20 protein-coding genes are annotated in these 26,089 nt (G+C 72.7%); 2 read left to right on the forward strand and 18 right to left on the reverse strand.

Annotated features, from left to right (window positions below; translation table 11 throughout):
- Nucleotides 1-58: 58 nt before the first annotated feature.
- The 3 genes from ACZ6C6_RS03700 to proB form a co-directional block, all read right to left on the reverse strand.
- Nucleotides 59-1,342 (reverse strand): glutamate-5-semialdehyde dehydrogenase, encoded by a 1,284-nt coding sequence (locus ACZ6C6_RS03700; RefSeq protein ID WP_469198691.1) that lies wholly within the window; start codon nt 1,340-1,342, stop codon nt 59-61.
- 81 nt (nt 1,343-1,423) lie between these two features.
- Nucleotides 1,424-1,924, reverse strand: a complete 501-nt coding sequence (locus tag ACZ6C6_RS03705) for a hypothetical protein (protein ID WP_469198693.1) — start codon at nt 1,922-1,924, stop codon at nt 1,424-1,426.
- Nucleotides 1,925-2,065: 141 nt separating this feature from the next.
- A complete protein-coding gene (gene proB / locus ACZ6C6_RS03710; protein WP_469198695.1) occupies nt 2,066-3,172 on the reverse strand; it encodes a glutamate 5-kinase in 1,107 nt (368 codons plus the stop codon).
- 234 nt (nt 3,173-3,406) lie between these two features.
- Between proB and ACZ6C6_RS03715 the strand changes: the two genes are divergently transcribed.
- Nucleotides 3,407-4,060, forward strand: coding sequence for a dTDP-4-dehydrorhamnose 3,5-epimerase family protein (locus tag ACZ6C6_RS03715; RefSeq protein WP_469198697.1), 654 nt, complete (start codon nt 3,407-3,409; stop codon nt 4,058-4,060).
- Here ACZ6C6_RS03715 and rfbD read toward each other — a convergent pair.
- The 4 genes from rfbD to galE form a co-directional block, all read right to left on the reverse strand.
- Nucleotides 3,979-4,944, reverse strand: a complete 966-nt coding sequence (rfbD, locus tag ACZ6C6_RS03720) for a dTDP-4-dehydrorhamnose reductase (protein WP_469198699.1) — start codon at nt 4,942-4,944, stop codon at nt 3,979-3,981. The two genes, ACZ6C6_RS03715 and rfbD, sit on opposite strands and share 82 nt — an antisense overlap.
- A complete protein-coding gene (gene rfbB / locus ACZ6C6_RS03725; RefSeq protein WP_469198701.1) occupies nt 4,941-5,930 on the reverse strand; it encodes a dTDP-glucose 4,6-dehydratase in 990 nt (329 codons plus the stop codon). The genes rfbD and rfbB overlap by 4 nt, the downstream gene beginning before the upstream one ends.
- A complete protein-coding gene (locus tag ACZ6C6_RS03730) occupies nt 5,927-6,997 on the reverse strand; it encodes a glucose-1-phosphate thymidylyltransferase (RefSeq protein ID WP_469198703.1) in 1,071 nt (356 codons plus the stop codon). The genes rfbB and ACZ6C6_RS03730 overlap by 4 nt, the downstream gene beginning before the upstream one ends.
- Nucleotides 6,998-7,224: 227 nt before the next feature.
- The gene (gene galE, locus ACZ6C6_RS03735) at nt 7,225-8,196 is read right to left on the reverse strand and encodes a UDP-glucose 4-epimerase GalE (protein ID WP_469198705.1); all 972 of its coding nucleotides are present in this window, start codon (nt 8,194-8,196) and stop codon (nt 7,225-7,227) included.
- Between the two features lie 190 nt (nt 8,197-8,386).
- Here galE and ACZ6C6_RS03740 point away from each other — a divergent pair, with 190 nt between their 5' ends.
- Nucleotides 8,387-10,609 (forward strand): bifunctional glycosyltransferase/CDP-glycerol:glycerophosphate glycerophosphotransferase, encoded by a 2,223-nt coding sequence (locus tag ACZ6C6_RS03740; protein ID WP_469198707.1) that lies wholly within the window; start codon nt 8,387-8,389, stop codon nt 10,607-10,609.
- Nucleotides 10,610-10,690: 81 nt separating this feature from the next.
- Here the strand turns inward: ACZ6C6_RS03740 and obgE are convergent, their stop codons facing one another.
- The 11 genes from obgE to ACZ6C6_RS03795 all read right to left on the reverse strand — a co-directional run bounded on the left by obgE (nt 10,691) and on the right by ACZ6C6_RS03795 (nt 26,082).
- Entirely contained in the window at nt 10,691-12,130 is a 1,440-nt protein-coding gene (obgE, locus tag ACZ6C6_RS03745) for a GTPase ObgE (protein WP_469198709.1), read from the reverse strand.
- A 138-nt stretch (nt 12,131-12,268) separates the two neighbouring features.
- Nucleotides 12,269-12,526, reverse strand: a complete 258-nt coding sequence (gene rpmA / locus ACZ6C6_RS03750) for a 50S ribosomal protein L27 (protein ID WP_018103204.1) — start codon at nt 12,524-12,526, stop codon at nt 12,269-12,271.
- Nucleotides 12,527-12,540: 14 nt separating this feature from the next.
- Nucleotides 12,541-12,861: a 50S ribosomal protein L21 gene (gene rplU / locus ACZ6C6_RS03755; RefSeq protein WP_014045903.1), complete on the reverse strand. Its 321-nt coding sequence runs from the start codon at nt 12,859-12,861 to the stop codon at nt 12,541-12,543.
- A 196-nt stretch (nt 12,862-13,057) separates the two neighbouring features.
- Nucleotides 13,058-14,119 (reverse strand): iron-containing alcohol dehydrogenase family protein, encoded by a 1,062-nt coding sequence (locus tag ACZ6C6_RS03760; protein WP_469198711.1) that lies wholly within the window; start codon nt 14,117-14,119, stop codon nt 13,058-13,060.
- Nucleotides 14,107-14,859, reverse strand: coding sequence for a phosphocholine cytidylyltransferase family protein (locus tag ACZ6C6_RS03765; protein ID WP_018103202.1), 753 nt, complete (start codon nt 14,857-14,859; stop codon nt 14,107-14,109). Before ACZ6C6_RS03765 ends, ACZ6C6_RS03760 begins: the two co-directional genes overlap by 13 nt.
- A 68-nt stretch (nt 14,860-14,927) precedes the next feature.
- Complete coding sequence (gene galU, locus ACZ6C6_RS03770) at nt 14,928-15,818, reverse strand: UTP--glucose-1-phosphate uridylyltransferase GalU (RefSeq protein WP_469198713.1); 891 nt, start codon at nt 15,816-15,818, stop codon at nt 14,928-14,930.
- 99 nt (nt 15,819-15,917) lie between these two features.
- Nucleotides 15,918-20,117, reverse strand: a complete 4,200-nt coding sequence (locus tag ACZ6C6_RS03775) for an Rne/Rng family ribonuclease (RefSeq protein ID WP_469198715.1) — start codon at nt 20,115-20,117, stop codon at nt 15,918-15,920.
- A gap of 230 nt (nt 20,118-20,347) precedes the next feature.
- On the reverse strand, nt 20,348-21,130 hold the full coding sequence (locus tag ACZ6C6_RS03780; RefSeq protein ID WP_469198717.1) for a TIGR03936 family radical SAM-associated protein: 783 nt from the start codon (nt 21,128-21,130) through the stop codon (nt 20,348-20,350).
- Between the two features lie 122 nt (nt 21,131-21,252).
- Nucleotides 21,253-22,470, reverse strand: coding sequence for a hypothetical protein (locus ACZ6C6_RS03785; RefSeq protein ID WP_469198719.1), 1,218 nt, complete (start codon nt 22,468-22,470; stop codon nt 21,253-21,255).
- Between the two features lie 89 nt (nt 22,471-22,559).
- Nucleotides 22,560-24,485 (reverse strand): TIGR03960 family B12-binding radical SAM protein, encoded by a 1,926-nt coding sequence (locus ACZ6C6_RS03790; protein ID WP_469198721.1) that lies wholly within the window; start codon nt 24,483-24,485, stop codon nt 22,560-22,562.
- 82 nt (nt 24,486-24,567) lie between these two features.
- Complete coding sequence (locus ACZ6C6_RS03795) at nt 24,568-26,082, reverse strand: CYTH and CHAD domain-containing protein (protein ID WP_469198723.1); 1,515 nt, start codon at nt 26,080-26,082, stop codon at nt 24,568-24,570.
- Between the last annotated feature and the right edge of the window lie 7 nt (nt 26,083-26,089).

The raw sequence follows: 26,089 nt of genomic DNA on the forward strand, positions 1-26,089 counted from the left end.
GACTAGCCCCGGCGGACCGCTTTGGGCAGGGAGACGGCGCATTCGCCTGTCACGGGGGTCACCTCACGTGGCCGTCGCCGGTGACGATGTACTTGGTCGACGTCAGTTCCGGCAGGCCCATGGGGCCCCTGGCGTGCAGCTTCTGCGTGGAGATGCCGATCTCGGCGCCGAAACCGAACTGGCCTCCGTCGGTGAACCGGGTCGAGGCGTTGACGGCCACCGTCGTGGAGTCCACCAGCTGGGTGAAGCGGCGGGCGGCGGCCTGCGAGGTGGTCACGATGGCCTCGGTGTGGCCGGAGGACCAGAGCCGGATGTGCGCCACGGCCGCGTCCAGCGACTCCACGACGGCCGCCGCGATGTCGTACGAGAGGTATTCGGTCTCCCAGTCCTCCGGGGTCGCCGCCACCACCGTGGCCTTGGAGCCCTCGGCGTACTCCAGCACCCGCGCGTCGCCGTGGACGGTCACGCCTGCCTCGGCCAGGGCGTCCAGCGCGCGGGGCAGGAAAGCATCGGCGATGTCCTTGTGGACGAGCAGGGTCTCGGCGGCGTTGCAGACGCTGGGGCGCTGGGCCTTGGAGTTGACCAGGATCTCCACGGCCATGTCCAGGTCGGTCTGCGCGTCCACGTACACATGGCAGTTGCCGGTGCCGGTCTCGATCACGGGGACGGTCGACTCCTCGACCACCGTGCGGATCAGCGAGGCGCCGCCGCGCGGGATGAGCACGTCCACGAGGCCCCGGGCGCGCATCAGCTCGCGCACCGAGTCGCGGCTCTCCCCCGGGACCAGCTGCACCGCGTCGGCCGGCAGCCCGGAGCCGCCCACGGCGTCGCGCAGCACCCGTACCAGGGCGGTGTTCGACGCGAAGGCGGAGGACGAGCCGCGCAGCAGGACGGCGTTGCCCGACTTCAGGCAGAGGGCGGCGGCGTCCACGGTCACATTGGGCCGGGCCTCGTAGATGATCCCGACGACGCCGAGCGGCACCCGGACCTGGCGCAGGTCGATGCCGTTGGGCAGGGTCGAGCCGCGGACGACTTCGCCGACCGGGTCGGGCAGGGCGGCGACGTGCCGTACGTCGGCGGCGATGGCGCGGATGCGCTCCGGGGTGAGGGTCAGCCGGTCCACGACGGATTCGCTGGTCCCCGCCTCACGGGCGCGCGCCACGTCCTCCGCGTTGGCCGCGAGGATGTCGCTCGTCCGTACTTCCAGCGCGTCCGCGATGGCCAGGAGCGCGTCGTCCTTCGCCGCGCGCGGAAGTGGCGCGATGTCGGCGGCGGCGGAGCGGGCCCGGTAGGCGGCCTGGGCCACGGGAGACATGTTGTCGTACGGCGTGAGCGTGGTCATGCCCGCAGAGTAGTGCGCGCCCTGCGGGCATTCCGCACGCATCCCGTGATGCGAGACGGCCGTTTCACCGGCGGCGGCCGGTCAGTACGGGTGGACGCCGACCGGGGCGGCCGGCGGCGGCCCGTATCCCTCGGCGACGCGCTGGTGGTAGGTCTCGCGGTCGATGACTTCGAGGCCGACGATCGCCCAGGGCGGCAGGCCGGCTGTGGAGCGGTGCTCGCCCCACAGCCGCAGCGCGACCGCCGCGGCGTCGTGCAGGTCTCGGGCCTCCTCCCAGTACCGGATCTCCGCGTGGTCGTTGGCGTAACGGCTGGTCAGCAGGAACGGGTGGTCGTGCGCGAGCTGTTCGAGACCGCGCCTGACCTCCTTCAGCGGGAACTCGTTCCCGGAGACGCAGAGGGTGACGTGCCACAGCTTCGACGGGGTGTGCTCCTGCCCGGCCGGTCTCGGCTCCGGCCGGGCGGGGCGCTCGTCCCTCCGGTCCGCGGGCCCGCTCCCGTCGAAGCCGGTCCCCGCTCCCACACTGGTCAGGGTGCGGCCACCCGTTCCTCGGGGCGGCGCCCCCGGGCGCGCTCGTCTCACCGGCGGCCTCCTGTGATGTGTTGCTTTTGCTGTACCCCGCAGTTTCCCTGCTACAAAGTGGACCAGCCCGCGGCCCGGCGTGGGGTGGTTTTCCTGAAGGTCCCGGTCCGAAGGCTGGACTTTCAGCCGTTTCGGGGGGCGTCAGCCGTGCAGGAGGACGAGATCGTCCCTGTGTACGACCTCGCGTTCGTAGGCGGGGCCGAGGTCCCGGGCGAGGTCCCGGGTGGAGCGGCCGAGCAGCTGCGGCATCTCCTTGGCGTCGAAGTTGACGAGCCCGCGCGCCACGGGCCGCCCCCGCAGATCGCGCAGCTCCACCGGGTCACCCGCCGTGAATTCGCCCTCGACCGCCGCGATCCCGGCCGGCAGCAGCGAGCTGTGGCGCTCCACGACCGCCTGCACCGCGCCGTCGTCCAGGGTCAGTGAGCCGCGCGGGGTCGAGGCGTGGGCGAGCCAGAGGAGCCGGTCGGCGGAGCGGCGGCCGGTGCGGTGGAAGTAGGTGCCGGTGTCGCGGCCGGCGAGGGCGTCGGCGGCGTGGCTCGCGGAGGTGAGGACTACGGGGATGCCCGCGGCGGTGGCGATCCGGGCGGCCTCGACCTTGGTGACCATGCCGCCGGTGCCGACGCCCGCCTTGCCCGCGCTGCCGATGCTGACCCCGGCCAGGTCGGCCGGGCCGGTGATCTGGGCGATGCGGGTGGTGCCGGGGATGCTCGGGTCGCCGTCGTAGAGGCCGTCCACGTCGGAGAGGAGGACCAGCAGGTCCGCGCGGACCAGGTGGGCGACGAGGGCGGCGAGCCGGTCGTTGTCGCCGAACCGGATCTCGTCCGTGGCCACGGTGTCGTTCTCGTTGACGACGGGCAGCGCGCCCATGTCCAGGAGCTGGTCGAGGGTGCGGTAGGCGTTGCGGTAGTGGGCGCGGCGGCTGGTGTCGTTGCTGGTCAGCAGGACCTGGCCGACACGGACGCCGTAGCGGGCGAAGGAGGCGGTGTAGCGGGCGACGAGGAGTCCCTGGCCGACGCTGGCGGCGGCCTGCTGGCGGGCCAGGTCCTTGGGCCTGCGGTGCAGTCCGAGCGGAGCGAGCCCGGCCGCGATGGCACCGGAGGAGACGAGGACGACCTCGCGTTCGCCGCCGTCGCGCACCTTGGCCAGCACGTCGACCAGGGCGTCGACGCGGTCGGCGTCGAGGCCGCCTGCGGCGGTGGTGAGGGAGGAGGAACCGACCTTGACCACGATCCTGCGGGCTTCCGTCACGCCCTGCCTTGCCCCTGACACCCGGTCCCCCGCATTCGCTCGCTGGACCCCGCAATCTACGCGAGAGCGGAATCCGGCGCCTTCGCGTTCCGCACCGTGGAAGCGCCATGGAAGCACCGCGAAACCTTTTCGACACCTTATGTCCCGTTCCGTGTCTGTTCGGTCTCCGGACTCGTTGGGCAGAGACACCGGGGCCGGCAGGAGGCCCCGCGGCGTCGAACAGGATGTGATCGCATGCGCCGGCTCTCCGTTCCCGGGGCCTGGGTCCACGAGCCCACGGTCTTCCCGGACGGCCGAGGCACCTTCCACGAGTGGTTCCGGGCGGCGGACCTGGGAGCCGCGGCCGGGCACACGCTGGGGCTCGCGCAGGCCAACTTCTCCAGCTCCCGGCGGGGCACGCTGCGCGGGATCCACTTCGCGGACGTGCCGCCGGGCCAGGCGAAGTACGTGAAGTGCGTGCGGGGCGCGGTGCTGGACGTGATCGTGGACGTACGCACCGGCTCGCCCACGTACAAGCGGTGGGAGGCGGTCCGGCTGGACGACGCCGACCACCGGGCGGTCTACCTCGCGGAGGGCCTCGGGCACGGATTCATGGCGCTGACCGACGACGCGTGCGTGCTGTACCTCTGCTCCGAGGGGTACGCGCCGGAGCGGGAGCACGGCGTCGACCCGCTCGACCCGGACCTGGGCATCGGGTGGCCGTCGGACATCGCGCCACTGCTCTCCCCGAAGGACGCCTCGGCCCCCGGGCTCGCCGAGGCCGAGGAGTGCGGGCTGCTGCCCTCGTACGCGGCGTGCGAGGCGTACTACGCGCGGCTGCGGGCGGACGGCCCGGCGGCCTCGGTGGTCCGGGCCGGCGAGCCGTCGTTCAGCCCGGCCGGCCGCTGACCGGGGCGTTCGGCGGCGAGGAGCGCGGGGAAGGCCGCGTGCAGCGCCGCGCGCCAGTCGCGGACCGGGTCGATGCCCGCGGCCCGGAAGCGGTCGTGCGCGAGGACGCTGTACGCGGGCCGGGGTGCCGGCCTGGCGAAGGCGGCGCTGCTGACCGGACGGACGCGGTCCGGGTCGGCGCCCAGCAGCCGGAACACCTCCCCGGCCAGGCCGTACCAGGTCGTCGCGCCGCCGCTGGTGCCGTGGTAGACGCCCGCCGGGGCCGTGCCGTCGAGCGCGGCGCGGCCCAGCGCCACCAGCCGGGAGGCGAGGTCCACGGTCCAGGTGGGCTGTCCGTGCTGGTCGTCCACCACGTCCAGGGTGTCCTTGACGGCTTCCAGTTTGATCATCGTACGGACGAAGTTGGCGCCGCCCGCGCCGTAGAGCCAGGCCGTCCGCACGACGTGGCCCGTGTCCGGCAGGGTCTCCAGGACCGCGCGTTCCCCGGCCAGTTTGGTGCGGCCGTACGCGCTGCGCGGGGCGGTCGGGGCGTCCTCCGGGTACGGCCGGTCCGCGTCGCCCGCGAACACGTAGTCGGTGGAGACGTGCAGCAGGACGCTCCCGTGGGCGCGGCAGGCGTCGGCGAGGACGGCGGGTCCGGTGCCGTTGACGCGCAGCGCCTCGGCCTCCCGGCTCTCCGCGTCGTCCACGGCGGTCCAGGCGGCGCAGTTCACGACGACGGCGGGCCGCTGGGCGTCGAGGACGGCCCGGACCTGCGCCGGGTCGGCGATGTCCAGGGCCGTGCGGTCCGCCGCGACGACGGTGGCGCCCTCGCGGGCCAGAGCGGTCGTCAGGTCGCGGCCGAGCATCCCTCCGGCCCCGGTGACCAGCCAGCGCGGCCTCACAGGGCGGCCCGTTCCTTGAGCGGTTCCCACCAGGAGCGGTTCTCGCGGTACCAGCGGACGGTCTCGGCGAGGCCGGCCGCGAAGTCCTTGCGGGGCGCGTAACCCAGCTCCTCGCGGATCTTCGTGCAGTCGACGGAGTAGCGCCGGTCGTGGCCCTTGCGGTCCTCGACGTGGGTCACGTCGGTGTCCCAGTCGGCGTCGCACGCCTCCAGGAGCAGCCGGGTGAGCTCCTTGTTGGGGAGTTCGGTGCCGCCGCCGATGTTGTAGACCTCGCCGGGACGGCCCTTGGTGCGGACGAGTTCGATCCCCCGGACGTGGTCGTCGATGTGCAGCCAGTCGCGGACGTGGGCGCCGTCGCCGTACAGCGGGACGGGCCGGCCCTCCAGGAGGTTGGTGACGAAGAGCGGGATGACCTTCTCGGGGAAGTGGTGGTGCCCGTAGTTGTTGGAGCAGCGGGTGACGCGGACGTCGAGGCCGTGGGTGCGGTGGTACGCCAGCGCGATGAGGTCGCCGGACGCCTTGGAGGCGGAGTACGGGGAGTTGGGCGCGAGGGGTTCGTCCTCGGTCCAGGAGCCCTCCTCGATGGAGCCGTAGACCTCGTCGGTGGAGATGTGGACGAAGGTGCGGACGCCCGCCTCGTACGCGGCGTGGACCAGGGTGTGGGTGCCCACGACGTTCGTACGGACGAAGGCGGCGCCGCCGTCGATGGAGCGGTCGACGTGGGACTCGGCGGCGAAGTGCACCACCTGGTCGTGCCCGGCCATGAGCCGCGCGACCAGCTCCGGGTCGCAGATGTCGCCGTGCACGAAGGCGAAGCCGGGGTGGCCCCGGACCTCGTCCAGGTTGGCCGGGTTGCCCGCGTAGGTGAGGGCGTCGAGCACGGTGACGGAGACGTCGCCGGGGCCGTCCGGGCCGAGCAGCGTACGGACGTAGTGGGAGCCGATGAAGCCGGCGCCTCCGGTGACGAGGATGCGTGTACCGGTCATGAGGAGATCTGCACCTTGCTGTGGTCGCCGAGGACGAGTCGGTGGGCGGACGGGCTGCGGGGCGCGGGCGTCACCTCGACGTCGTGGCCGATCAGCGACGCCTCAACGCGCCTCACCCCGTCGATGGAGGCGCCCCCGAGGACGATGGAGTACTCGATCTCGCTGTCCTCGATGCGGCAGTTCTGGGCGATCGAGGTGAACGGACCGACATAGGCGTCGCTGATCACCGAGCCGGTCCCGATCACGGCGGGCCCGACGATCCGGCTGCGGGTGACCCGGGCGCCCGGTTCGATCAGCACCCGGCCGATGATCTCGCTCTCGCCGTCGACGTAGGCGCCGTCGGTGCACGGCTCGACGCTCTCCAGGACCGTCCGGTTGACCTCCAGCATGTCGGTGACGTTGCCGGTGTCCTTCCAGTAGCCGTGGATGATGGTGGAGCGCACGTCGCGTTCCCGGTCGATGAGCCACTGGATGGCGTGGGTGATCTCCAGCTCGCCGCGCCAGGAGGGGCGGATCGAGCGGACGGCCTCGTGGACGGCCGGGGTGAAGAGGTAGACGCCAACGAGCGCGAGGTCGCTCTTGGGGTGCTCGGGCTTCTCCTCCAGGGCCACCACCCTGCCGTCCCCGTCCAGCTCCGCGACTCCGAACGAGGTCGGGTCGGGCACCCGGGTCAGCAGGATCTGCGCGTCGGGCCGGTCCGCGCGGAACTCCGCGACCAGGTCCGCGATCCCGCCGACGATGAAGTTGTCCCCCAGGTACATCACGAAGTCGTCGTTCCCCAGGAAGCGCTGGGCGACCAGGACCGCGTGGGCGAGGCCGAGGGGTTCGGCCTGCCGGATGTAGGTGACGTCGATGCCGAAGCGCGAACCGTCGCCGACCGCCGCGCGGATCTCCTCCTCGGTGTCGCCCACGATGATGCCGACCTCGGTGATGCCGGCCTCCGCGATGGCCTCCAGGCCGTAGAACAGCACCGGCTTGTTCGCCACCGGCACCAGCTGTTTCGCCGAGGTATGGGTGATGGGGCGCAGCCGGGTGCCGGCCCCACCGGAGAGTACGAGAGCCTTCACAGTTCCTGCCCCCACGATGAGATGTGACGGCGGCCGCCAAGGCCGCTGTCCATGGGACTTTACTGAGATTCAGCCGCACTTCCATGAACAAAACGGTGCTTGACGGCCCATTGCCGCCACATCGGGAGGAAAAGTGACGGTCTCCCGTAACCCGGACCGCCGTGCGGTACGCGAAGGGCCCGGCGCCGCCCCGTGGGAGCGGTGCCGGGCCCTTCGTACGGCCGTGCTTACGGGTGGCGCAGACGCCAGCCCTGCCAGGCGGACTCGATCATCTCGTCCACGCCGTACCGCGCCGACCAGCCCAGCTCCTGGCTGATGCGCTCGGCGGAGGCGACCACGCGGGCCGGGTCGCCGGGGCGGCGGGCCGAGACCTCGGCGGTGGCGTCCTCGTTGCCCGTGACCTTGAGGATGCGGTCGACCATCTCGCGCACCGAGCTGCCCTCGCCGCGGCCGATGTTCAGCGTGAGGTCCGTGCCGGGCTCGGCATCCTCCAGCCGGCGGGCGGCGGCAAGGTGGGCGGAAGCGATGTCCTCGACGTGGATGTAGTCGCGGATGCAGGTGCCGTCGGGCGTGTCGTAGTCGTCACCGAAGATGCGCGGGGCCTCGCCGGCCTCCAGGCGCTCGAAGACCATCGGGACGAGGTTGAAGACGCCCTCGTCGGCCAGCTCCGGCGAGGCGGCGCCCGCCACGTTGAAGTAGCGCATCGAGGCGGCGCGCAGCCCGTGTGCCCTGGCGGCGGCGTGGATCAGCCACTCGCCGACCAGCTTGGTCTCGCCGTACGGGCTCATCGGCGCGCACGGCGTCGTCTCGGTGACGAGGTCGACGTCGGGCATGCCGTAGACGGCGGCCGACGAGGAGAACACCAGCCGGTCGACGCCTGCGGCGACCATGCTCTCCAGCAGGACCTCCAGGCCGGTGACGTTCTCCTTGTAGTAGTACAGGGGCCGCTCGACGGATTCGCCGACCTGCTTCTTGCCCGCGACGTGCACCACACCGGTCACCCCGTGCTCGCGGATCGCCGCGTCCAGGGCCTCACGGTCGAGGACGGTCCCGGTCACCAGGGGAACCCCTGCGGGCACCTTGTCGGCGCTGCCGGTCGACAGGTCGTCGAACACGACCACCCGCTGACCACCGGCGATCATCGCGCGCACCACGTGCGCGCCGATGAACCCCGCCCCACCCGTAACCATCCAGGTCATGTCGTGCGTCTCCTGTCAGCTGCTGTGCCCCGTCGGCGTTCCACCCTACGTGGAAGGGGCCGAGGCACCCCCCGGGTACGGCCGGGGCGATCAATTACGCTGTCCGGGTGCCGGACGCCGACCACTGTCGCACGGTCCGACCGCGCCCTCGTAAAGCCCCCTGCGGACAGCCCTCTGGAACTGGTGGACGATGCCTCGACTGACACTCATCGTGCCTGCGTACAACGTGCAGGGGTACATCGGGGAGTGTCTGGACTCCGTACTCGGGCAGGACTTCGCCGACTTCGAGGTCATCGGCGTCGACGACTGCTCCCCGGACGGTTCCGGTGCGATCCTCGACACATACGCGGCCCGCGACGACCGGCTGCGTGTGCTGCACCTCACGGAGAACGTCGGCCTGGGCCGTGCGCGCAACGCGGGGCTCGAAGAGGCGACCGGTGACTACGTCCTCTTCCTGGACAGCGACGACACCCTGGCACCGGGCTCGCTGTCGGCCATCGCGGCCCGGCTCGACGCGACCGGCGACCCGGACATCCTGGTCTACGACTACACCCGGACCTACTGGGACGGGCGGCTGCTGCGCAACAAGCGGTCCGACCTGATGACCGAGGACGGCCCGGACGTCTTCTCGCTCGCCGACCGCCCGCAGCTCCTGGACCTGCTCCAGATCGTGTGGAACAAGGCGTACCGCCGCGACTTTGTCACCCGGCACGGCTTCCAGTTCCCGCCCGGCTACTACGAGGACGCGCCGTGGACGTACAGCTCGCTCATCGCGGCGGAGAGCATCGCGGTGCTCGACCGCTCCTGCGTGATGTACCGGCAGCGGCGTGAGGGCGGCAACATCCTGCGCACGGTCAGCCGGAAGCACTTCGACGTCTTCGACCAGTACGACCGCGTGTTCGCGTTCCTCGACGAGCGGCCGGAGCTGGGCTCCTGGCGCCCGGCGCTGTTCCGGAAGATGGTCGACCACTTCCTCACCGTGCTGGAGAAGCCGGGCCGGCTGCCGCGCAACGCGCGCGCCGAGTTCTTCCACCGGGCCGCGAAGGCCTACCGCGCGCGGCTCCCGGAGGACTTCGAGCGACCGCCGGGCGGGCGCGGTTACAAGTACGCGCTGCTCGGCGTCGACTCGTACTCGGCGTTCTTCGGCCTGACCCGCGCCAACAACGTCCGCCACCGGGCGCGGCTGGGCGGTCAGGCCCGTATCGGGCGGGCCAAGCGGGCGGCCCTCGGCATGTTCTACCGGTCCCAGCTGCGGCTGCCGGTGGACGAGAACCTGGCCGTGTTCTCGGCGTACTGGGGCCGGGGCTACTCCTGCAACCCGGCGGCCATCGAGGCCGAGCTGGGCCGGCTCGCGCCGCAGATGCGCCGGGTCTGGGCCGTGCGCGCCGAGCACCGCGACCGGGTGCCCGAGGGCGTCGAGAAGGTGATCGTCGGCTCACGCGAGTACTGGGCGGTCATGGCCCGCGCCAAGTACCTGACGAACAACGTCAACTTCGGCGACACCATCGTCAAGCGCGACGGGCAGATCCACCTCCAGACCCACCACGGCACCCCGCTGAAGACGATGGGCCTCGACCAGGCGCAGTACCCGGCGTCCACCAACATGGACATGGAGAAGCTGCTCCGCCGCTGCGACCGCTGGGACTTCAGCCTGTCCGCCAACCGGTTCTCCACCACCGTCTGGGAGCGGGTCTACCCCTGCCGGTACACCACCCTGGAGACCGGCTACCCGCGTAACGACGTGCTGGTCAACGCGACCGCCGCGGACGTCGTGGCGGCCCGGCGGGAGCTCGGCCTCGCGGACGGCACGACCGCCTTCCTGTACATGCCGACCCACCGCGAGTACGAGAAGGGGTTCGCGCCCCGGCTCGACCTGTCGAAGCTGGCCGAGGACCTGGGCCCGGACGTCACCCTGCTGGTGCGCGGGCACTACTTCTACAAGCCCACCGGCCGGCTCGCCGAGCTCCAGGCCGGCGGCCGGATCATCGACGTCTCCGGCCACGGCGACGTCGAACAGCTCTACCTCGCCGCCGACGCCCTGATCACCGACTACTCCTCGGCGATGTTCGACTTCGCCAACCTGGACCGGCCGATCGTCATCCACGCGGACGACTGGGACACCTACCGGGCCGTGCGCGGCACCTACTTCGACCTGATGGCGGAGCCCCCGGGCGCCGTCGCGACCACCCAGGAGCGGCTGACCGGGATCCTGGGCTCGGAGGAGTGGCGCGACGAGAAGGCGGCGGCACTGCGCGCGGCGTTCCGGGAGCGGTACTGCGACTACGACGACGGGCGGGCCGCGGAGCGCGTGGTGCGCAGGGTGTTCCTGGGCGAGGAGACCCTGCTGCCGGTGGTCCCGCTCGCGGAGCGCACCCCGGTCCCCTCCCCCGCCGAGGCCCTGTCCCAGGTCTGAGCGCCCGTAACGAAACCGCGGGCCCGGCCCCTTCCGTCATCCGGGAGGGACCGGGCCCGCGGTCGTTGTCCTGCGGGTGCTTTACGAGAACGGGTCGAAGTCCCGGTACTCCTCGGCGACCTCGTCGCGCTCCGCCTCGCGGTCGCGGCGGCGCTGAGCGGCCGGACGCGGCTCCTCCAGGCGGTGGTCCTCGCCACGGCGGCCGAGCATCTCCGCACCGGCGGTGACGGTCGGCTCCCAGTCGAAGACGACCGCGTTGTCCTCGGCGCCGATCGCCACGCCGTCGCCCGCTCGGGCCCCGGCCTTGCGCAGCTGGTCCTCGACACCGAGCCGGGCGAGCCGGTCCGCGAGGTAGCCGACGGCCTCGTCGTTGTTGAAGTCGGTCTGGCGGACCCAGCGCTCCGGCTTCTCGCCGCGCACCCGGTAGATGCCGTCCTCCTCCAGGGTGACGGTGAACCCGGCGTCGTCCACGGCCTTGGGCCGGATGACGATGCGGGTGGCCTCCTCGACCGGCTTGGCGGCGCGCGCCTCGGCGATGATGCCGGCGAGGGCGAACGACAGCTCCTTGAGCCCGGTCCTGGCGACGGCGGACGCCTCGAAGACGCGGTAGCCGCGCGCCTCCAGGTCGGGGCGGATCATGTCCGCGAGGTCCTGGCCGTCCGGGATGTCGATCTTGTTGAGGACGACGATGCGGGGCCGGTCCTCAAGCCCCCCGTACAGCTTCAGCTCCTCCTCGATCGTGTCGAGGTCGGAGACGGGGTCGCGGTCGGACTCCAGCGTCGCCGTGTCCAGGACGTGGACGAGCACCGAGCAGCGCTCGACGTGGCGCAGGAACTCCAGGCCGAGGCCCTTGCCCTGGCTGGCGCCCGGGATCAGGCCCGGGACGTCGGCGATGGTGTAGACGGTCTCGCCGGCGGTGACCACGCCCAGGTTCGGGACGAGGGTGGTGAAGGGGTAGTCCGCGATCTTCGGCTTCGCCGCGGAGAGGACCGAGATCAGCGAGGACTTGCCGGCGCTCGGGTAGCCCACGAGGGCCACGTCGGCGACGGTCTTGAGCTCCAGGACGATGTCGCGCGACTCGCCGGGCTCGCCGAGCAGCGCGAAGCCTGGGGCCTTGCGGCGGGCGGAGGCCAGTGCGGCGTTGCCGAGGCCGCCGCGGCCGCCCTGGCCCGCGACGAAGGCGGTGCCCTGGCCGACCAGGTCGGCGAGCACATTGCCCTGGCGGTCGAGGACGACGGTGCCGTCCGGGACGGGCAGGACCAGGTCCTGGCCCTCCTTGCCGGTGCGGTGGTCGCCGCCGCCGGGCTGGCCGTTGGTCGCCTTGCGGTGGGGGTGGTGGTGGTAGTCGAGGAGCGTGGTGACGGACTGGTCCACGACCAGGGTCACATCGCCGCCGCGGCCGCCGTTGCCGCCGTCCGGACCGCCGAGCGGCTTGAACTTCTCACGGTGAACGGAGGCACAGCCGTGGCCTCCGTTACCCGCGGCGACATGCAGTTCGACGCGGTCCACGAAGGTGGTCATGGGTGGAACCTCCAGTTGCATACCTGCGGAAAGACTTCGCTTGCCCCCGTAAGGGCAACACGCGAAAGGCGGACCCACTTCCCTCCTCGGGAAGTGAGGTCCGCCTCCACGTCATACCGCTCTACGAGCGCCGGGAATTCAGCCGGCGATCGGAACGATGTTCACGACCTTACGGCCACGGTGCGTGCCGAACTCGACCGCACCGGCGGCGAGGGCGAACAGCGTGTCGTCGCCGCCACGGCCGACGCCCGTGCCCGGGTGGAAGTGGGTGCCGCGCTGGCGGACCAGGATCTCACCGGCGTTGACGGCCTGGCCGCCGAAGCGCTTCACGCCGAGCCGCTGAGCATTGGAATCGCGCCCGTTCCGGGTGGACGATGCGCCCTTCTTGTGTGCCATGTGTTCTCAGTCCCTTACTTCGCAGCCGCGGGAATACCGGTGACCTTGATCGCCGTGTACTGCTGGCGGTGACCCTGGCGACGGCGGTAGCCGGTCTTGTTCTTGTAGCGAAGGATGTCGATCTTCGCGCCCTTGTGGTGGTCCACGACCTCGGCCTGGACCTTGATGCCGTCGAGCACCCACGGGTCGCTGGTCACGGCGTCGCCGTCGACAACGAGCAGGGTAGAGAGCTCTACCGTGTCGCCAACCTTGGCAGTGGAAATCTTGTCAACCTCAACGATGTCGCCGACAGCAACCTTGTGCTGGCGACCACCGCTGCGCACGATGGCGTACACGCGGATCTCACTCTCACTCGAAGCGGAAACCTCTGATGCCAGCCGCTCACACGGGTCCGGGGACCCATGACGATCCGGAGTGGACGAGCGGCCTCTCCCGTACGAGCGGGAGGTCGGTGCTCAGAGGTGTGGCGAACAAACGCCGACAGTCAAGGTTACGGGGCCCGGCACAGCCGGTCAAACCGGGCCCGGCGCCTCAGACCGCGGCGGTTCTGACGTACTCGGCGTACGCGTCCCGGATGCCGTTCTCGGACAGGTTCAGGTGCTCCAGGATCGTGTACCGGCCCGGCCGGGTCTTCGGCGCGAAAGCCACCACCTGTACGAACTCGTCCACGTCGAAGCCCATGTCCTCGGCGGTGACCGGCAGCCCGTGGCGCCGCAGCACCTGGGTCATGCGTACGGACTCCTGGACGGCGCCGCGCAGGTGCATGGCGAACGCCGCGCCGAGCCCGCACTGTTCGCCGTGGCTGGCGGCCCGCTGCGGGAAGAGCAGGTCGAAGGCGTGGTTGATCTCGTGGCAGGCGCCGGAGGCCGGGCGGCTGTCACCGGCCACCGACATCGAGATCCCGGTGAGCACCAGGCCCTCCGCGAGGACCTGGAGGAACGCGTCGTCGCCCAGGCCGCCCGGGTGGCGCAGCACGGCCTCGCCGGCCTGCCGGGCCATCGCGGCGGCCAGGCCGTCGATGTCCTCGCCGTTGACCCGGTGGGCCAGCTCCCAGTCGGCCACGGCCGAGATGTTGGACAGCGCGTCCCCGATCCCGGACCGCACGAAGCGGACGGGGGCCTCACGGATGACGTCGAGGTCGATGACCACGGCGATCGGGTTCGGCACCCCGTACGAGCCCCGGCCCGCGTCGTTGTCCAGCGTCGCGACCGGGGAGCACAGCCCGTCGTGGGACAGGTTCGTCGCCACGGCGACCAGGGGCAGCCCGACGCGCGCCGCGGCGAACTTGGCGCAGTCGATGATCTTGCCGCCGCCGAGGCCGACCACGGCGTCGTACCGGCCGGACTTCATGGCCTCGGCGAGCTTGACGGCGTCGTTCAGCGTGCCGCCGCCCACCTCGAACCAGGAGGCGCCCGGCAGGCTGTCCGTGAGCCGTTCGCGCAGGGCCCGGCCGGAACCCCCGCTGATCGCGACCGCCAGCTTCCCCGAGCCGGAGATCCGCTGATCGGCGAGGACGCCCGCCAGATCCGCCAGAGCCCCGGCCCGGATGTCCACGACGACCGGCGCGGGTATCAGCCGGGTCAGTACTGGCACGCGATCTTCCTGCCCTTGGCGAGGTCGTCGTGGTTGTCGATCTCGACCCACTTCACGTCGCCGATCGGCTCCACGTCGACCTTGAAGCCGCGGTTGACGAGCTCCTGGTAGCCGTCCTCGTAGTAGAGGTCCGGGTCACGCTCGAAGGTGGTCTTCAGCGCGTCGGCCAGCTCCTCGGCCGCGTCGCCCTCGATGAGGGTGACGCCGATGTACTCACCGGTGGCCTCGGCCGGGTCCATCAGCTTGGTGATCCGGCGGACGCCCTTGCCGTCCTCGACGACGACCTTCATCTCCTCGTCGGCGAGGGACTTCACGGTGTCGAGGGCGAGGATGATCTTCTTGCCGTCACCGCGGGCGGCCAGCAGGGTCTTCTCGACGGAGACCGGGTGCACGGTGTCGCCGTTGGCGAGGATGACGCCGTCCTTGAGGGCGTCCCGGCCGCACCACAGGGAGTAGGCGTTGTTCCACTCCTCGGCCTTGTCGTTGTCGATCAGCGTGATGCTGACGCCGTACTTGGCCTCCAGCGCCGCCTTGCGCTCGTACAGGGCCTCCTTGCGGTAGCCCACGATGATCGCGACCTCGGTCAGACCGACCTCGGCGAAGTTGCCGAGCGTCAGGTCGACCACGGTCAGGCTCTCCTCGTCGCCCTCCGGGCCGACGGGCACGAGCGCCTTGGGCAGCGTGTCGGTGTAGGGACGCAGACGACGGCCGGCGCCGGCGGCCAGAATCATGCCGATCATGGGGTTCTCCTCGGTGCGGTGCGGTGTTACGGGTGTCTGGGGTCAGGAGTCGGGGCCGGGCCGGCGGGTCAGAGTTCCGAGGCCACGTAGGCGCGCAGCCAGCTGCGGAAGTCCGGGCCCAGGTCCTCGCGCTCGCAGGCGAGGCGGACGATGGCCCGCAGATAGTCGCCGCGGTCGCCGGTGTCGTAGCGGCGGCCCCGGAAGACCACGCCGTGCACCGGGCCGCCGAGCTTCTCGTCGGCGGCGAGCTGCTGGAGCGCGTCGGTCAGCTGGATCTCGCCGCCCCGGCCCGGCTCGGTCTCGCGCAGCACGGCGAAGACGGCGGGGTTGAGGACGTAGCGGCCGATGACCGCGAGGTTGCTGGGGGCGTCGCCCGGCTCCGGCTTCTCGACCAGGCCGGTGACCCGGACGATGCCGTCCTCTGCGGTGGGCTCCACCGCCGCGCAGCCGTAGAGGTGGCTCTGTTCGGGCGCCACCTCCATCAGTGCGACGACGCTGCCACCCTCACGCTCCTGTATCTCGGTCATCCGGGTCAGCAGCGGGTCGCGCGGGTCGATCAGGTCGTCGCCGAGGAGGACCGCGAACGGCTCGTCGCCCACGTGGGGCTCCGCGCACAGGACGGCGTGGCCGAGACCGCGCGGGTCGCCCTGGCGGACGTAGTGCATGGTCGCGAGGTCGCTCGACTCCTGGACCCGGACCAGCCGCTCGGCATCGCCCTTGCGGGTCAGCGCCGACTCCAGCTCGTAGTTCCGGTCGAAGTGGTCCTCCAGCGCGCGCTTGTTGCGCCCGGTGATCATCAGGACGTCGTTCAGCCCCGCGGCGGCGGCCTCCTCCACGACGTACTGGATCGCCGGCTTGTCCACGACCGGCAGCATCTCCTTGGGAGTCGCCTTCGTCGCGGGCAGGAACCGGGTACCGAGCCCGGCGGCCGGTATGACGGCCTTCTGGATCTTGCGCATGTGGGGGCTTTCGTGTCGGGGGCGGGAGGGCCCGGCGCCGTGACGGGGTCCGGCCGGTCCCTGGGTCGGGACCGGCCGGACCGCGTCACGCGAGGCGGATCAGCCCTCGTCGGCCGTGGCCGTGACGGCCGGGGCGGTCTGCTGCTCCGCCGCCACCGTCTTCTTCGCCGCCGCCTTCTTGGCCGTCGTCTTCTTCGCGGCCGTCTTCTTGGCCACGGTCTTCTTGACCGCCGCCTTCTTGGCCGTGGCCTTCTTGGCGGTCTTGCGGGCCGCCTTCTTGGCCGGGGCGGCCTCCGGCTCCGCCTCGGTGGCCTCGGGGGCCTCCGTGACCTCGGGGGCCTCCGGAGTCTCCACCACGACGACCGCGGCGTCCTCGGCCCCCGCGGGGGAACCGGCGGGCGCGCTGACCTTACGGGTGGCGCGGCGCCGGACACGCGGCGGCGCGGCCGGCTCCTCGGCCGGGGCCTCGGCGTGCGACGCCTCGACCACCGGGTCCTCGGCGGCCACCGGGTCGGGGCCGGGCGCCGGCTCCTCGGCGGCGGCCGGCGCGGGCTCGGCCGGGGCCGCCTCGGTCACGGCCGCCTCGGCCGGGGCCGGCGAACCTGCCGGGGCGGTCGCCTTCCGGGTCGCCCGGCGGCGCCGGCCCTGCGGGGCCTCGACGGGAGCCTCTTCGGCGACCGGCTCCGGGGCCGCGACGGGCTCCGGCTCGGCGACCGGCTCGGCGACGATCTCCTCCGCCGGGGCGGTGGAGGCCTTCGGGGCGCCGGCCGGGGCCGATGCGTTGCGGGTCGCCCGGCGGCGGCCGCGGCCGCGTGCGACGGCGGCCTCGGCCTCGGCGGCGCTGCTGTACAGCTCCTCGTCCGGGACGAACTCGGGCTCGGGCAGGGCCACCGGTGCGGCGACCTCCGCGGCGACCTCGGCCTCGGTCTCGGCCTCGGTGTGCTCCTGGCCGTGGTCGTGCTCGTGGCCGTGGTCGTGGTCCTGGCCGCCGCCGCGCCGCTTCTTCGAGCGCTTGCCGCCGCCACCGCCGCCCGTGGAGGAGGGCTGCTCCATGTGGACGATGACCCCGCGGCCGTTGCAGTGGACGCAGGTCTCGGAGAAGGACTCCAGCAGCCCCTGGCCGACCCGCTTGCGGGTCATCTGGACCAGGCCCAGCGAGGTGACCTCGGCGACCTGGTGCTTCGTACGGTCGCGGCCCAGGCACTCCAGCAGACGCCGCAGCACCAGGTCCCGGTTGGACTCCAGCACCATGTCGATGAAGTCGACCACCACGATGCCGCCGAGGTCGCGCAGCCGCAGCTGGCGCACGATCTCCTCGGCCGCCTCCAGGTTGTTCTTGGTGACCGTCTCCTCCAGGTTGCCGCCCTGGCCGGTGAACTTGCCGGTGTTGACGTCGACCACGACCATCGCCTCGGTCTTGTCGATCACCAGCGAGCCGCCGCTCGGCAGGTAGACCTTGCGGTCCAGTGCCTTCATCAGCTGCTCGTCGATCCGGTACGTCGCGAAGATGTCGACCTCGGAGGTCCACCGCGACAGCCGGTCCGTCAGGTCGGGCGCCACATGCGAGACGTAGCCGTGGATGGTCTCCCACGCGTCGTCGCCGCTGACGATGACCTTGGAGAAGTCCTCGTTGAAGATGTCGCGGACGACCCGGACGGTCATGTCCGGCTCGCCGTACAGGAGCGTCGGCGCGTTGGAGCTGCCGGTGCCCTTCGCCTTCTTCTGGATGTCCTCCCACTGCTGCTGGAGCCGCTCGACGTCACGGCGCAGCTCGTCCTCGCTCGCACCCTCGGCGGCGGTGCGCACGATGACGCCCGCGTCCTCGGGGACGATCTTCTTGAGGATGGTCTTGAGCCGGGCGCGCTCGGTGTCGGGCAGCTTGCGGCTGATCCCGGTCATCGAGCCCTCGGGCACGTAGACCAGGTAGCGGCCGGGCAGCGAGACCTGGCTGGTCAGGCGGGCGCCCTTGTGGCCGATCGGGTCCTTGGTGACCTGCACCAGGACGGACTGGCCGGACTTGAGCGCGGTCTCGATACGCCGGGGCCCGTGGGCCATGCCCAGCGCCTCGAAGTTGACCTCACCGGCGTACAGGACGGCGTTGCGGCCCTTGCCGATGTCCACGAAGGCGGCCTCCATGGACGGCAGCACGTTCTGCACCTTGCCCAGGTAGACGTTGCCGACGTAGCTGGTGGCCTGCTCCTTGTTGACGTAGTGCTCCACGAGCACGTTGTCCTCAAGCACGCCGATCTGGGTGCGCTCGCCGCTCTGGCGGACGACCATGACGCGCTCGACGGCCTCGCGGCGCGCCAGGAACTCGGCCTCGGTGATGATCGGCACCCGGCGGCGGCCCTGCTCGCGGCCCTCGCGGCGGCGCTGCTTCTTGGCCTCCATGCGGGTCGAGCCCTTGATGGACTGGACCTCGTCGAAGCCGGTGCCGGGCTCCCGCTCCTCCTTCTTGCGGGGCTCGCGGACCTTGACGACGGTGCGCTCCGGGTCGTCCGCGCCGTCCCCGGCATCGGACACCGCGTCACCGCTGCGACGACGGCGGCGCCGGCGGCGGCGGCTGCTGCTCGTGCCGGAGGCGGCGGACTCGCGCTCGTCGTCGTCCTCGTCCCCCTCGTCGGCGGAGTCCCGGTCGGCCTCGGGCTCGTCCTCGGCCCGGTCGGCGTGCTCGTCGTCCGTCTGCTGCTCGGGGCCCTCGTCCTCGGCGGCCTCGCCCCGGCGACGGCGACGGCCGCCCCGGCGACGGCGGCGCGACGGGCGGTCGCCGTACTCGTCGGTGTCCTCGCCGTCCTGCTCGGCCTCGGCGGCGGACTCCGGCTCCTGCTCGTCCTCGGGCTGCTCCTGCGCCGGGGCGGCGGTCACGGTCTCGGTGGTGTCGGCCTCGGCGGCCTCACCGCGACGGCGACGACGGCGGCGCGAACCGCCCTGGGACGCGGACTCGGCGGGGGCCGGCGCCTCCTCGCGGACCGGGGCGATCTCCTCCTCGGGCTCCTCGTGCGAGGCGGCGGCCGCGGCGGCTGCCGCGGTCTCCGGGGTCTGGAACATCGGCTCGGCGAAGACCGGCGCCTGGAAGACGGCGACGGCCGGGCGGGCGGCCCGGCGGCCGCGGCGCGCCGGCTCCTCCGGCTCGGCGGTGAACTCGGGGCGGCCGGCGGCCGCGGTGGCCCGGCGGCGCTGACGGCCGCGCGGGGCGGCCTCCTCGACCTCGGCGGGCTCGGCGGCCAGCTCCTCGACGGCAGCCTCGGGCAGGCTCTCACCGGTCTGGGCCTCGGCGGGCTGCTCGTCGGCGGCCTTCGGCGCACCGGCCGGGGACGACGCGCGGCGGGTCGCGCGGCGGCGGCCGCGGGGGGCCTCTGCGGGCTCGACGACCGCCTCGGGAGCCTGGGCCGGCTCGGTGACCTCGTCGGTCTCCTCGTCCTCCTCGGTCCCGACGGCTTCGGCGACGGGCTCCACCGCGGCGGCCTGCGGGGCACCCGCCGGGGCGGAGGCCCTGCGGCGGGTACGGCCGCGCGGGGCCTCGGCGGGCTCGGGGGTCTCCTCGGCGACCGGCTCGGCGGTCTCCGCGGCCTTCGCCACGGTCTCGGCGGCCTTGGGCTCACCGGCGGGCGACGTGGCCTTGCGGACGGCGCGGCGGCGGCGGGGGGCCTCGGCGGCGGGCTCGGCGGGCGCTTCCGCGGCGGGGGCCTCCGTCACGGGGGCGTCCTCAACGATCTCGACCGGCTCGGCGGCCTTGGGGGCACCGGCGGGCGACGTGGCCTTGCGGACGGCACGGCGGCGCGGGCGCGCCGGAGCGGCGCTCTCGGCGGCGGACTCGGGGCTCTCCACGACGGGGGCCTCCTCAACGATCTCGACCGGCTCGGCGGCCTTGGGCGCACCGCTCGGGGACGTGGCCTTGCGCACGGCACGGCGGCGGCGGGGGGCCTCGGCGGCGGGCTCGGCGGGCGCTTCCGCGGCGGGCTCCGCCACGGGCTCGGCGGCGGTCGGCTCGGCGGTCACGGGCTCCACGGATTCGGCCTGCCCGGCGGCCGAGGGCGCGCCGGCGGGCGATGTGGCCTTGCGGACCGCGCGGCGGCGGGGGCGGGCGGGGGCGGCCTCGGCGGCCGGTTCCGTGCTCGGGGACTCTGCGGCGTCAACGGCCGGTATGGCCGGTGCGTCGGCGGCGGCCCGGGCCCCGGCCGACGGCGGGCCGGCGGGGCGGGAGGCCGCGCGGCGCCTGCGGCGCGGGGGCAGCTTGTCTCCGGGGGTGTTGTTGTCTTCGGCGTTCCCGGCGGTGCCGGGTTCGTTCGGCTGGGGCATGCGGGCGTTTCTCCCGTCGCGCTCCCGGGCGCCGCACCTGATTCCGGTCCGGCTCGGTCCGCGGGTGGCCGCGGCACCGCCGTCCGGGGCGCGGGCGCCGCACGGGAGCTGAATCTTGGCTCGCCGGTTCCGTACGCGGTGTGCGGACGGCCTGGCGAAAGTCTTATGGGTCAGCGCGCGGCCCGGCCCAGGTGGCTCCCGAGCACGAGGGCTGCGCTACGACGACCGCCTTACGCGGAACCTGCACCTTCCGGCGCCGTCGCGACGGCGGTCCCGGTGGCCGTGGTTGATGCGGCCGGGGCTGCCTCGCGGTCGGGCGCGAGCGGGTCGGTCACCGTGCCGGACTCCTCGTCGAAGAGCCCCTGCGCCAGCCTGGTGACCGCTGCGGGCACCGGCGGCGCCAGGTCGGCCACAACGCGGAGACCGGACAGGACGTCGTCAGGCCGTACGGCAGGTGTCACGTGCCGAACAACCAGCCGCAGTATCGCACAGGCCTTGTCACCGGGCCTATCAGCCGGAAGATCAAGGGTCCGGAGGTCGACCACGGCGGAACGGGCGTCGAAGCTCCGCATGCCGTTCTTCGTGCGGCGCTCGACCTCGACGGTCTCCGCCGCGTTGAAGGCGGACACGGCCTTCTCCGCGTCCTGCGGGGTCACCCCGTCCAGGCGGATCTCCCAGACTGAGGCGGTCAGCCGGTCCGCGAGACCCGAGGTGCGGGCCTCTACGGCGTCCGTGATGTCCAGGCCGTCCGGCATGGAGTCGTTGAGCAGCTCACGCAGAACGCCCGGATCGCGGGGCTCGGTGAGGGCGATCTCCAGGAACTCGGCCTCGCTGCCCGTACCGGTGGGTGCGGCGTTGGCGTACGACACCTTGGGGTGCGGGGTGAAGCCCGCCGAGTAGGCCATGGGCACCTGGGAGCGGCGCAGCGCCCGCTCGAAGGCACGCTGGAAGTCGCGGTGGCTGGTGAACCGGAGGCGGCCGCGCTTGGTGTAGCGCAGTCGGATGCGCTGCACCGCCGGTGCGGGCGGCGGGCCTTCGGGCTGTCGCTTGCCCAGTGGTTCTTCTCCTCGGTGCGGGGCGGGCGCGGTGGCGCGCCGCCCTCGAAATGCGGGTGGCCCGGGGGCCCCGGTCCGGCTCACCCCTGCTGTGCGGATTTCTCCGGAAGCGGGGCGAACTCTGGTCCTGGCGCCGCGCTGGGCACGGTCGTTGCACTACCCAGAGTACGCGCAAGGGGGCTTCCGGGTTCCCCGGGCTCGGGTTCGGCGGGCGCGCCGACCAGGGCGCGCCAGGCATCGCGCCTGGCCCGGCGCACCGTTTCCCGGGCGGCGCGCAGCGTCTGGCGGGCCGTGCGGCCCGCCGCGCGCAGGACCCGCCCGACGGGTGCCAGGAGGGCGTCGCGCACGAAGCGGCCGACCGGGACGCACACCGTGCGGTACGCCCAGCGCACCGGCGCGGCGATCAGATTCCGGGCGAGCCAGGCGAGCGCCCGGCCGGCCGCCCGGGAGAGGTATCCGGCGACGCGCCAGGCGATGCCGAGCGCGGCGGCGACCTCCCGGCCGACCGGGGTCAGGACGCGCCGGTACACCCAGACGACGGGCGTGACGAGAAGCACGACGACGAGCCACCGCAGCGCGATGCCGATTCCCCGGAAGAACGCCTCGATCCCGCGGATCACCAGATCCAGCGTCCACGCGATGCCGTGGCCGAGCGGGGTGAGGACCCGCCGGTACACCCAGACGAGCGGCATCACCACCAGGTACCGGACCAGCCAGGCCGCGGCGAGCCCGACGGGCACCAGGACGTACCGCCACAGCAGCACCACCGGCATCACGAACACCACGGTGAGCAGCCACTTCAGGGCGGCCCCCAGCCATCGCGCCACCGGGACCAGCACCTCCCGGTACAGCCACCGCAGCCCGTGTCCGAGCGGGATGAGCAGGTGCGCGTACACCCATTGGAGCGGCACCACGATCCCGTACCGGACCACGGGCACCACGACGTGGCGCCAGAGCGCGACCCACGGCCACACGAACACCGCGCGGGCCAGCCAGGCCAGCGCGAGCCCCAGCGGGACGCACACGTACCGCCACAGCCATCGCGCCGGGATGGCCACCAGCACGTCGAAGAGCCAGGCCAGGGCGCGGCCGAGCGGCCGGAACAGCACCCGTTCGGCTGCCCGGGCGGTGACGACGAGGGCGTCCCACACCATCCGTACCGGCAGGACGACGAGGAGCACCACGATCCGGACGGGGATCCGGATGAGGGTGGTGAGGCAGCCGTCACCGCCCTCGTAGTGCGCGGGCGCCTGGTGAGCGCCGTACTCCGGCGGCTTCCGGTGCTTTCCCTGTTCCATGCCCCTCATGACGCGAAGGCCCGGCCGGGAGTTTCCCCGGACCGGGCCATCGTCACCGAGCTGTCACACGCCCGCGATCACTTCGCGGCTCACTTCACGACCGTGAGCGGCAGGAGCTTCTTCCCGGTCGGGCCGATCTGGATGCTGGTGTCCATCTGGGGGCACACCCCGCAGTCGAAGCACGGGGTCCAGCGGCAGTCCTCGACCTCGGTCTCGTCCAGCGAGTCCTGCCAGTCCTCCCAGAGCCAGTCCTTGTCGAGGCCCGAGTCCAGGTGGTCCCAGGGCAGGACCTCCTCGTAGGTCCGCTCGCGGGTGGTGTACCAGTCGACGTCCACGCCGAACTCCGGCAGGGTCGCCGCGGCGCTCTTCATCCACAGGTCGTAGCTGAAGTACTCGCGCCAGCCGTCGAACCGGCCGCCGGCCTCGTAGACCGCGCGGATGACGGAGCCGACCCGGCGGTCGCCGCGCGACAGCAGGCCCTCCACGATGCCGGGCTTGCCGTCGTGGTAGCGGAAGCCGATCGAGCGGCCGTACTTCTTGTCGCCGCGGATCTTGTCCCGGAGCTTGGCGAGGCGGGCGTCCGTCTCCTCGGCGCTGAGCTGCGGTGCCCACTGGAACGGGGTGTGCGGCTTGGGCACGAAACCGCCGATGGAGACCGTGCAGCGGATGTCGTTCTGGCCGGAGACCTCGCGGCCCTTGGCGATCACGTTGACCGCCATGTCACCGATCTGGAGGACGTCCTCGTCGGTCTCGGTGGGCAGCCCGCACATGAAGTACAGCTTCACCTGGCGCCAGCCGTTGCCGTAGGCGGTGGCGACCGTGCGGATCAGGTCCTCCTCCGAGACCATCTTGTTGATGACCTTGCGCATGCGCTCGGAGCCGCCCTCGGGGGCGAAGGTGAGACCGGAGCGGCGCCCGTTGCGGGTCAGCTCGTTGGCCAGGTCCACGTTGAACGCGTCGACGCGGGTGGACGGCAGCGAGAGGCCGATCTTGTCGTCGGTGTAGCGGTCCGCGAGGCCCTTGGCGATCTCACCGATCTCGGTGTGGTCGGCGGAGGACAGCGAGAGCAGGCCGACCTCCTCGAAGCCGGTCGCCTTGAGGCCCTTCTCCACCATCTCGCCGATGCCGGTGATGCTTCGCTCCCGCACGGGGCGCGTGATCATGCCGGCCTGGCAGAAGCGGCAGCCGCGGGTGCAGCCGCGGAAGATCTCCACGGACATCCGCTCGTGGACGGTCTCGGCGAGCGGGACCAGGGGCTGCTTCGGGTACGGCCACTCGTCCAGGTCCATGACGGTGTGCTTGGACACCCGCCACGGCACGCCGGACTTGTTCGGTACGACGCGGCCGATGCGGCCGTCCGGGAGGTACTCCACGTCGTAGAAGCCGGGGACGTAGACGCCGCCGGTCCTCGCGAGGCGGAACAGCACCTCCTCGCGGCCGCCGGGGCGGCCCTCGGCCTTCCAGGCGCGGATGATCTCGGTGATCTCCAGGACCGCCTGCTCGCCGTCGCCGATGACCGCGCAGTCGATGAACTCCGCGATCGGCTCCGGGTTGAACGCGGCGTGGCCGCCCGCGAGCACGATCGGGTCGTCGATGTCCCGGTCCTTGGCGGCCAGCGGGATGCCGGCCAGGTCCAGGGCGGTGAGCATGTTGGTGTAGCCCAGCTCGGTGGAGAAGCTGAGCCCGAAGACGTCGAACGCCTTGACCGGGCGGTGGCTGTCCACGGTGAACTGCGGCACCTCGTGCTCGCGCATCAGCGCTTCGAGGTCCGGCCAGACGCTGTAGGTGCGCTCGGCGAGGACGCCCTGGCGCTCGTTGAGCACCTCGTACAGGATCATGACGCCCTGGTTGGGCAGCCCGACCTCGTACGCGTCCGGGTACATCAGTGCCCAGCGGACGTCGCACTCGTCCCACGGCTTGACGGTGGAGTTCAGCTCACCGCCGACGTACTGGATGGGCTTCTGCACATGCGGGAGCAGAGCTTCGAGCTGTGGGAAGACCGAATCGACAGACATCGCGAACTTTCGAGAGCCGGCAGGGGTGACCATCCAGCGTACCTCGGTGCCCGTACTGCCCGCGCCCGCCGGAGTACGCCGCTCAGTCTCCGGCGGACCGCCGGAGACGGGCCCTGTGCGCCCGGTGCCACACCCCTGGCAGCTCGCGCTCGGTCGCGGCGGCGGCCGCCTCCTCGCGCCCGTACACCAGTCCCCAGGTGAACGACGGCTCGCCCGCCGCGTGCGCCTGTACGGCGAGGGCGCGCAGGGCCTCGCGGGCGACGACGCCGTCCTGGTGGTCACCGAGGAGGCTCTGTACGGCCTTGAGCCGCTTGGCCGCCTTCTTCGCGGGCTTCCCGAGGGCCGGGCGGGCGGCCTCCGCCGCGTACCGTGCCCTCTTCGCGGCCTTGCGGGCGCTGTGCAGCGCGGCGTCCCGGTCCGGCCCCGGCGGCAGCTCCCGGACGTGCGCCACCCGCCCGGCGAGGCGCTTGTGGTCCTTGCGGACCGCGCGGGCCAACTCGTCGGCGGGCGCCGCGTCGGCCCCGGGCAGCAGCGGCGGGGCGGCGAGCAGGGCCTCCAGGGCGCGCAGCAGGTCCAGGTAGCGCGCGGAGTCCAGGACGGCGGTCGTGCGGCGGCCCGAACCGCCGCGCCCCGCCGCCGACCGGAGCCGCAGCCGCGCCCTGACCGGTCCGAAGGCCAGCGGGCGGGGCAGCTCGTCGAGCCGGGCGCGCAGCCGGGCGTCCAGGACCTCCTGGTCCCGGTCGATCCCCAGCTCCCCCGCGAGCCACTTCAGTTCGGTGCCGAGAGGGCGGGTGGCCTCGCGGTCGAGGACGCGGCGGTACGTGCGCAGGGTGCTGCGGAGCCGCCGGGTGGCGACGCGCATCCGGTGCACGGAGTCGGGCAGCCCCCGCCGCACGGCCGGGTCGAGCGCCACGATCGCCTCGGCCTGGCGGCGTACGTAGCCGAGGACGTGGTCCCCGGCGGTGCGCGGTTCGTCCTCCCCGGGGCGCGTGGGTCCGGACCCCGTCTCCGCCAGGGCGCGGGCCAGCTTGGAGGGGGCGGTGGCGGGCCGGATGCCGGCCTCCTCCAGCGCGCGGTCGACGGTGTCGAGGAAGGCGGGGTCGCCGTCGTCGGCGAGCTCGGCCTCGATCTCGGTCCAGGCGGCGGTGCGGTGGCCGCCGTGCAGCCGCTCCGCGCGGACCTCGTCCACGCTGAGCTCGGCCAGCGGAGCGCCGTCGTCGCCGAGGAGTACGTGGACGTCGCGGACGGACACCAGCCGGACGACGGGGACGACGGGGGCGCCGAGGACCCGGGAGCGGATCAGGGCGGTGAGGCGGGCCGGGACGTGGTCGGAGAGCGGGGCCCGGATCTCGTCGCGGATGCCGTCGGTGACGGGGAGTTTCAGGTGCCAGCCGGCGTCGGAGCCTCCGGTGCGGCGGCGCAGGGTGACGTTTCCGGCGGCGAGGCGCAGGTCCTCGGTGTCGTGGTAGACGGCGTCCAGCTCCATGACGCCCTCGTGCACGACGGACCCGACACCGGCCACCCGGCCCAGGTCGGGCAGCCGGGTGGCGTCGGTGGCTTCGTACTTCCGCTCGATCTCGCGCTTGGAATCCGCCATGCAACGA

The sequence above is a fragment of the Streptomyces sp. NPDC041814 genome, from assembly GCF_055590565.1.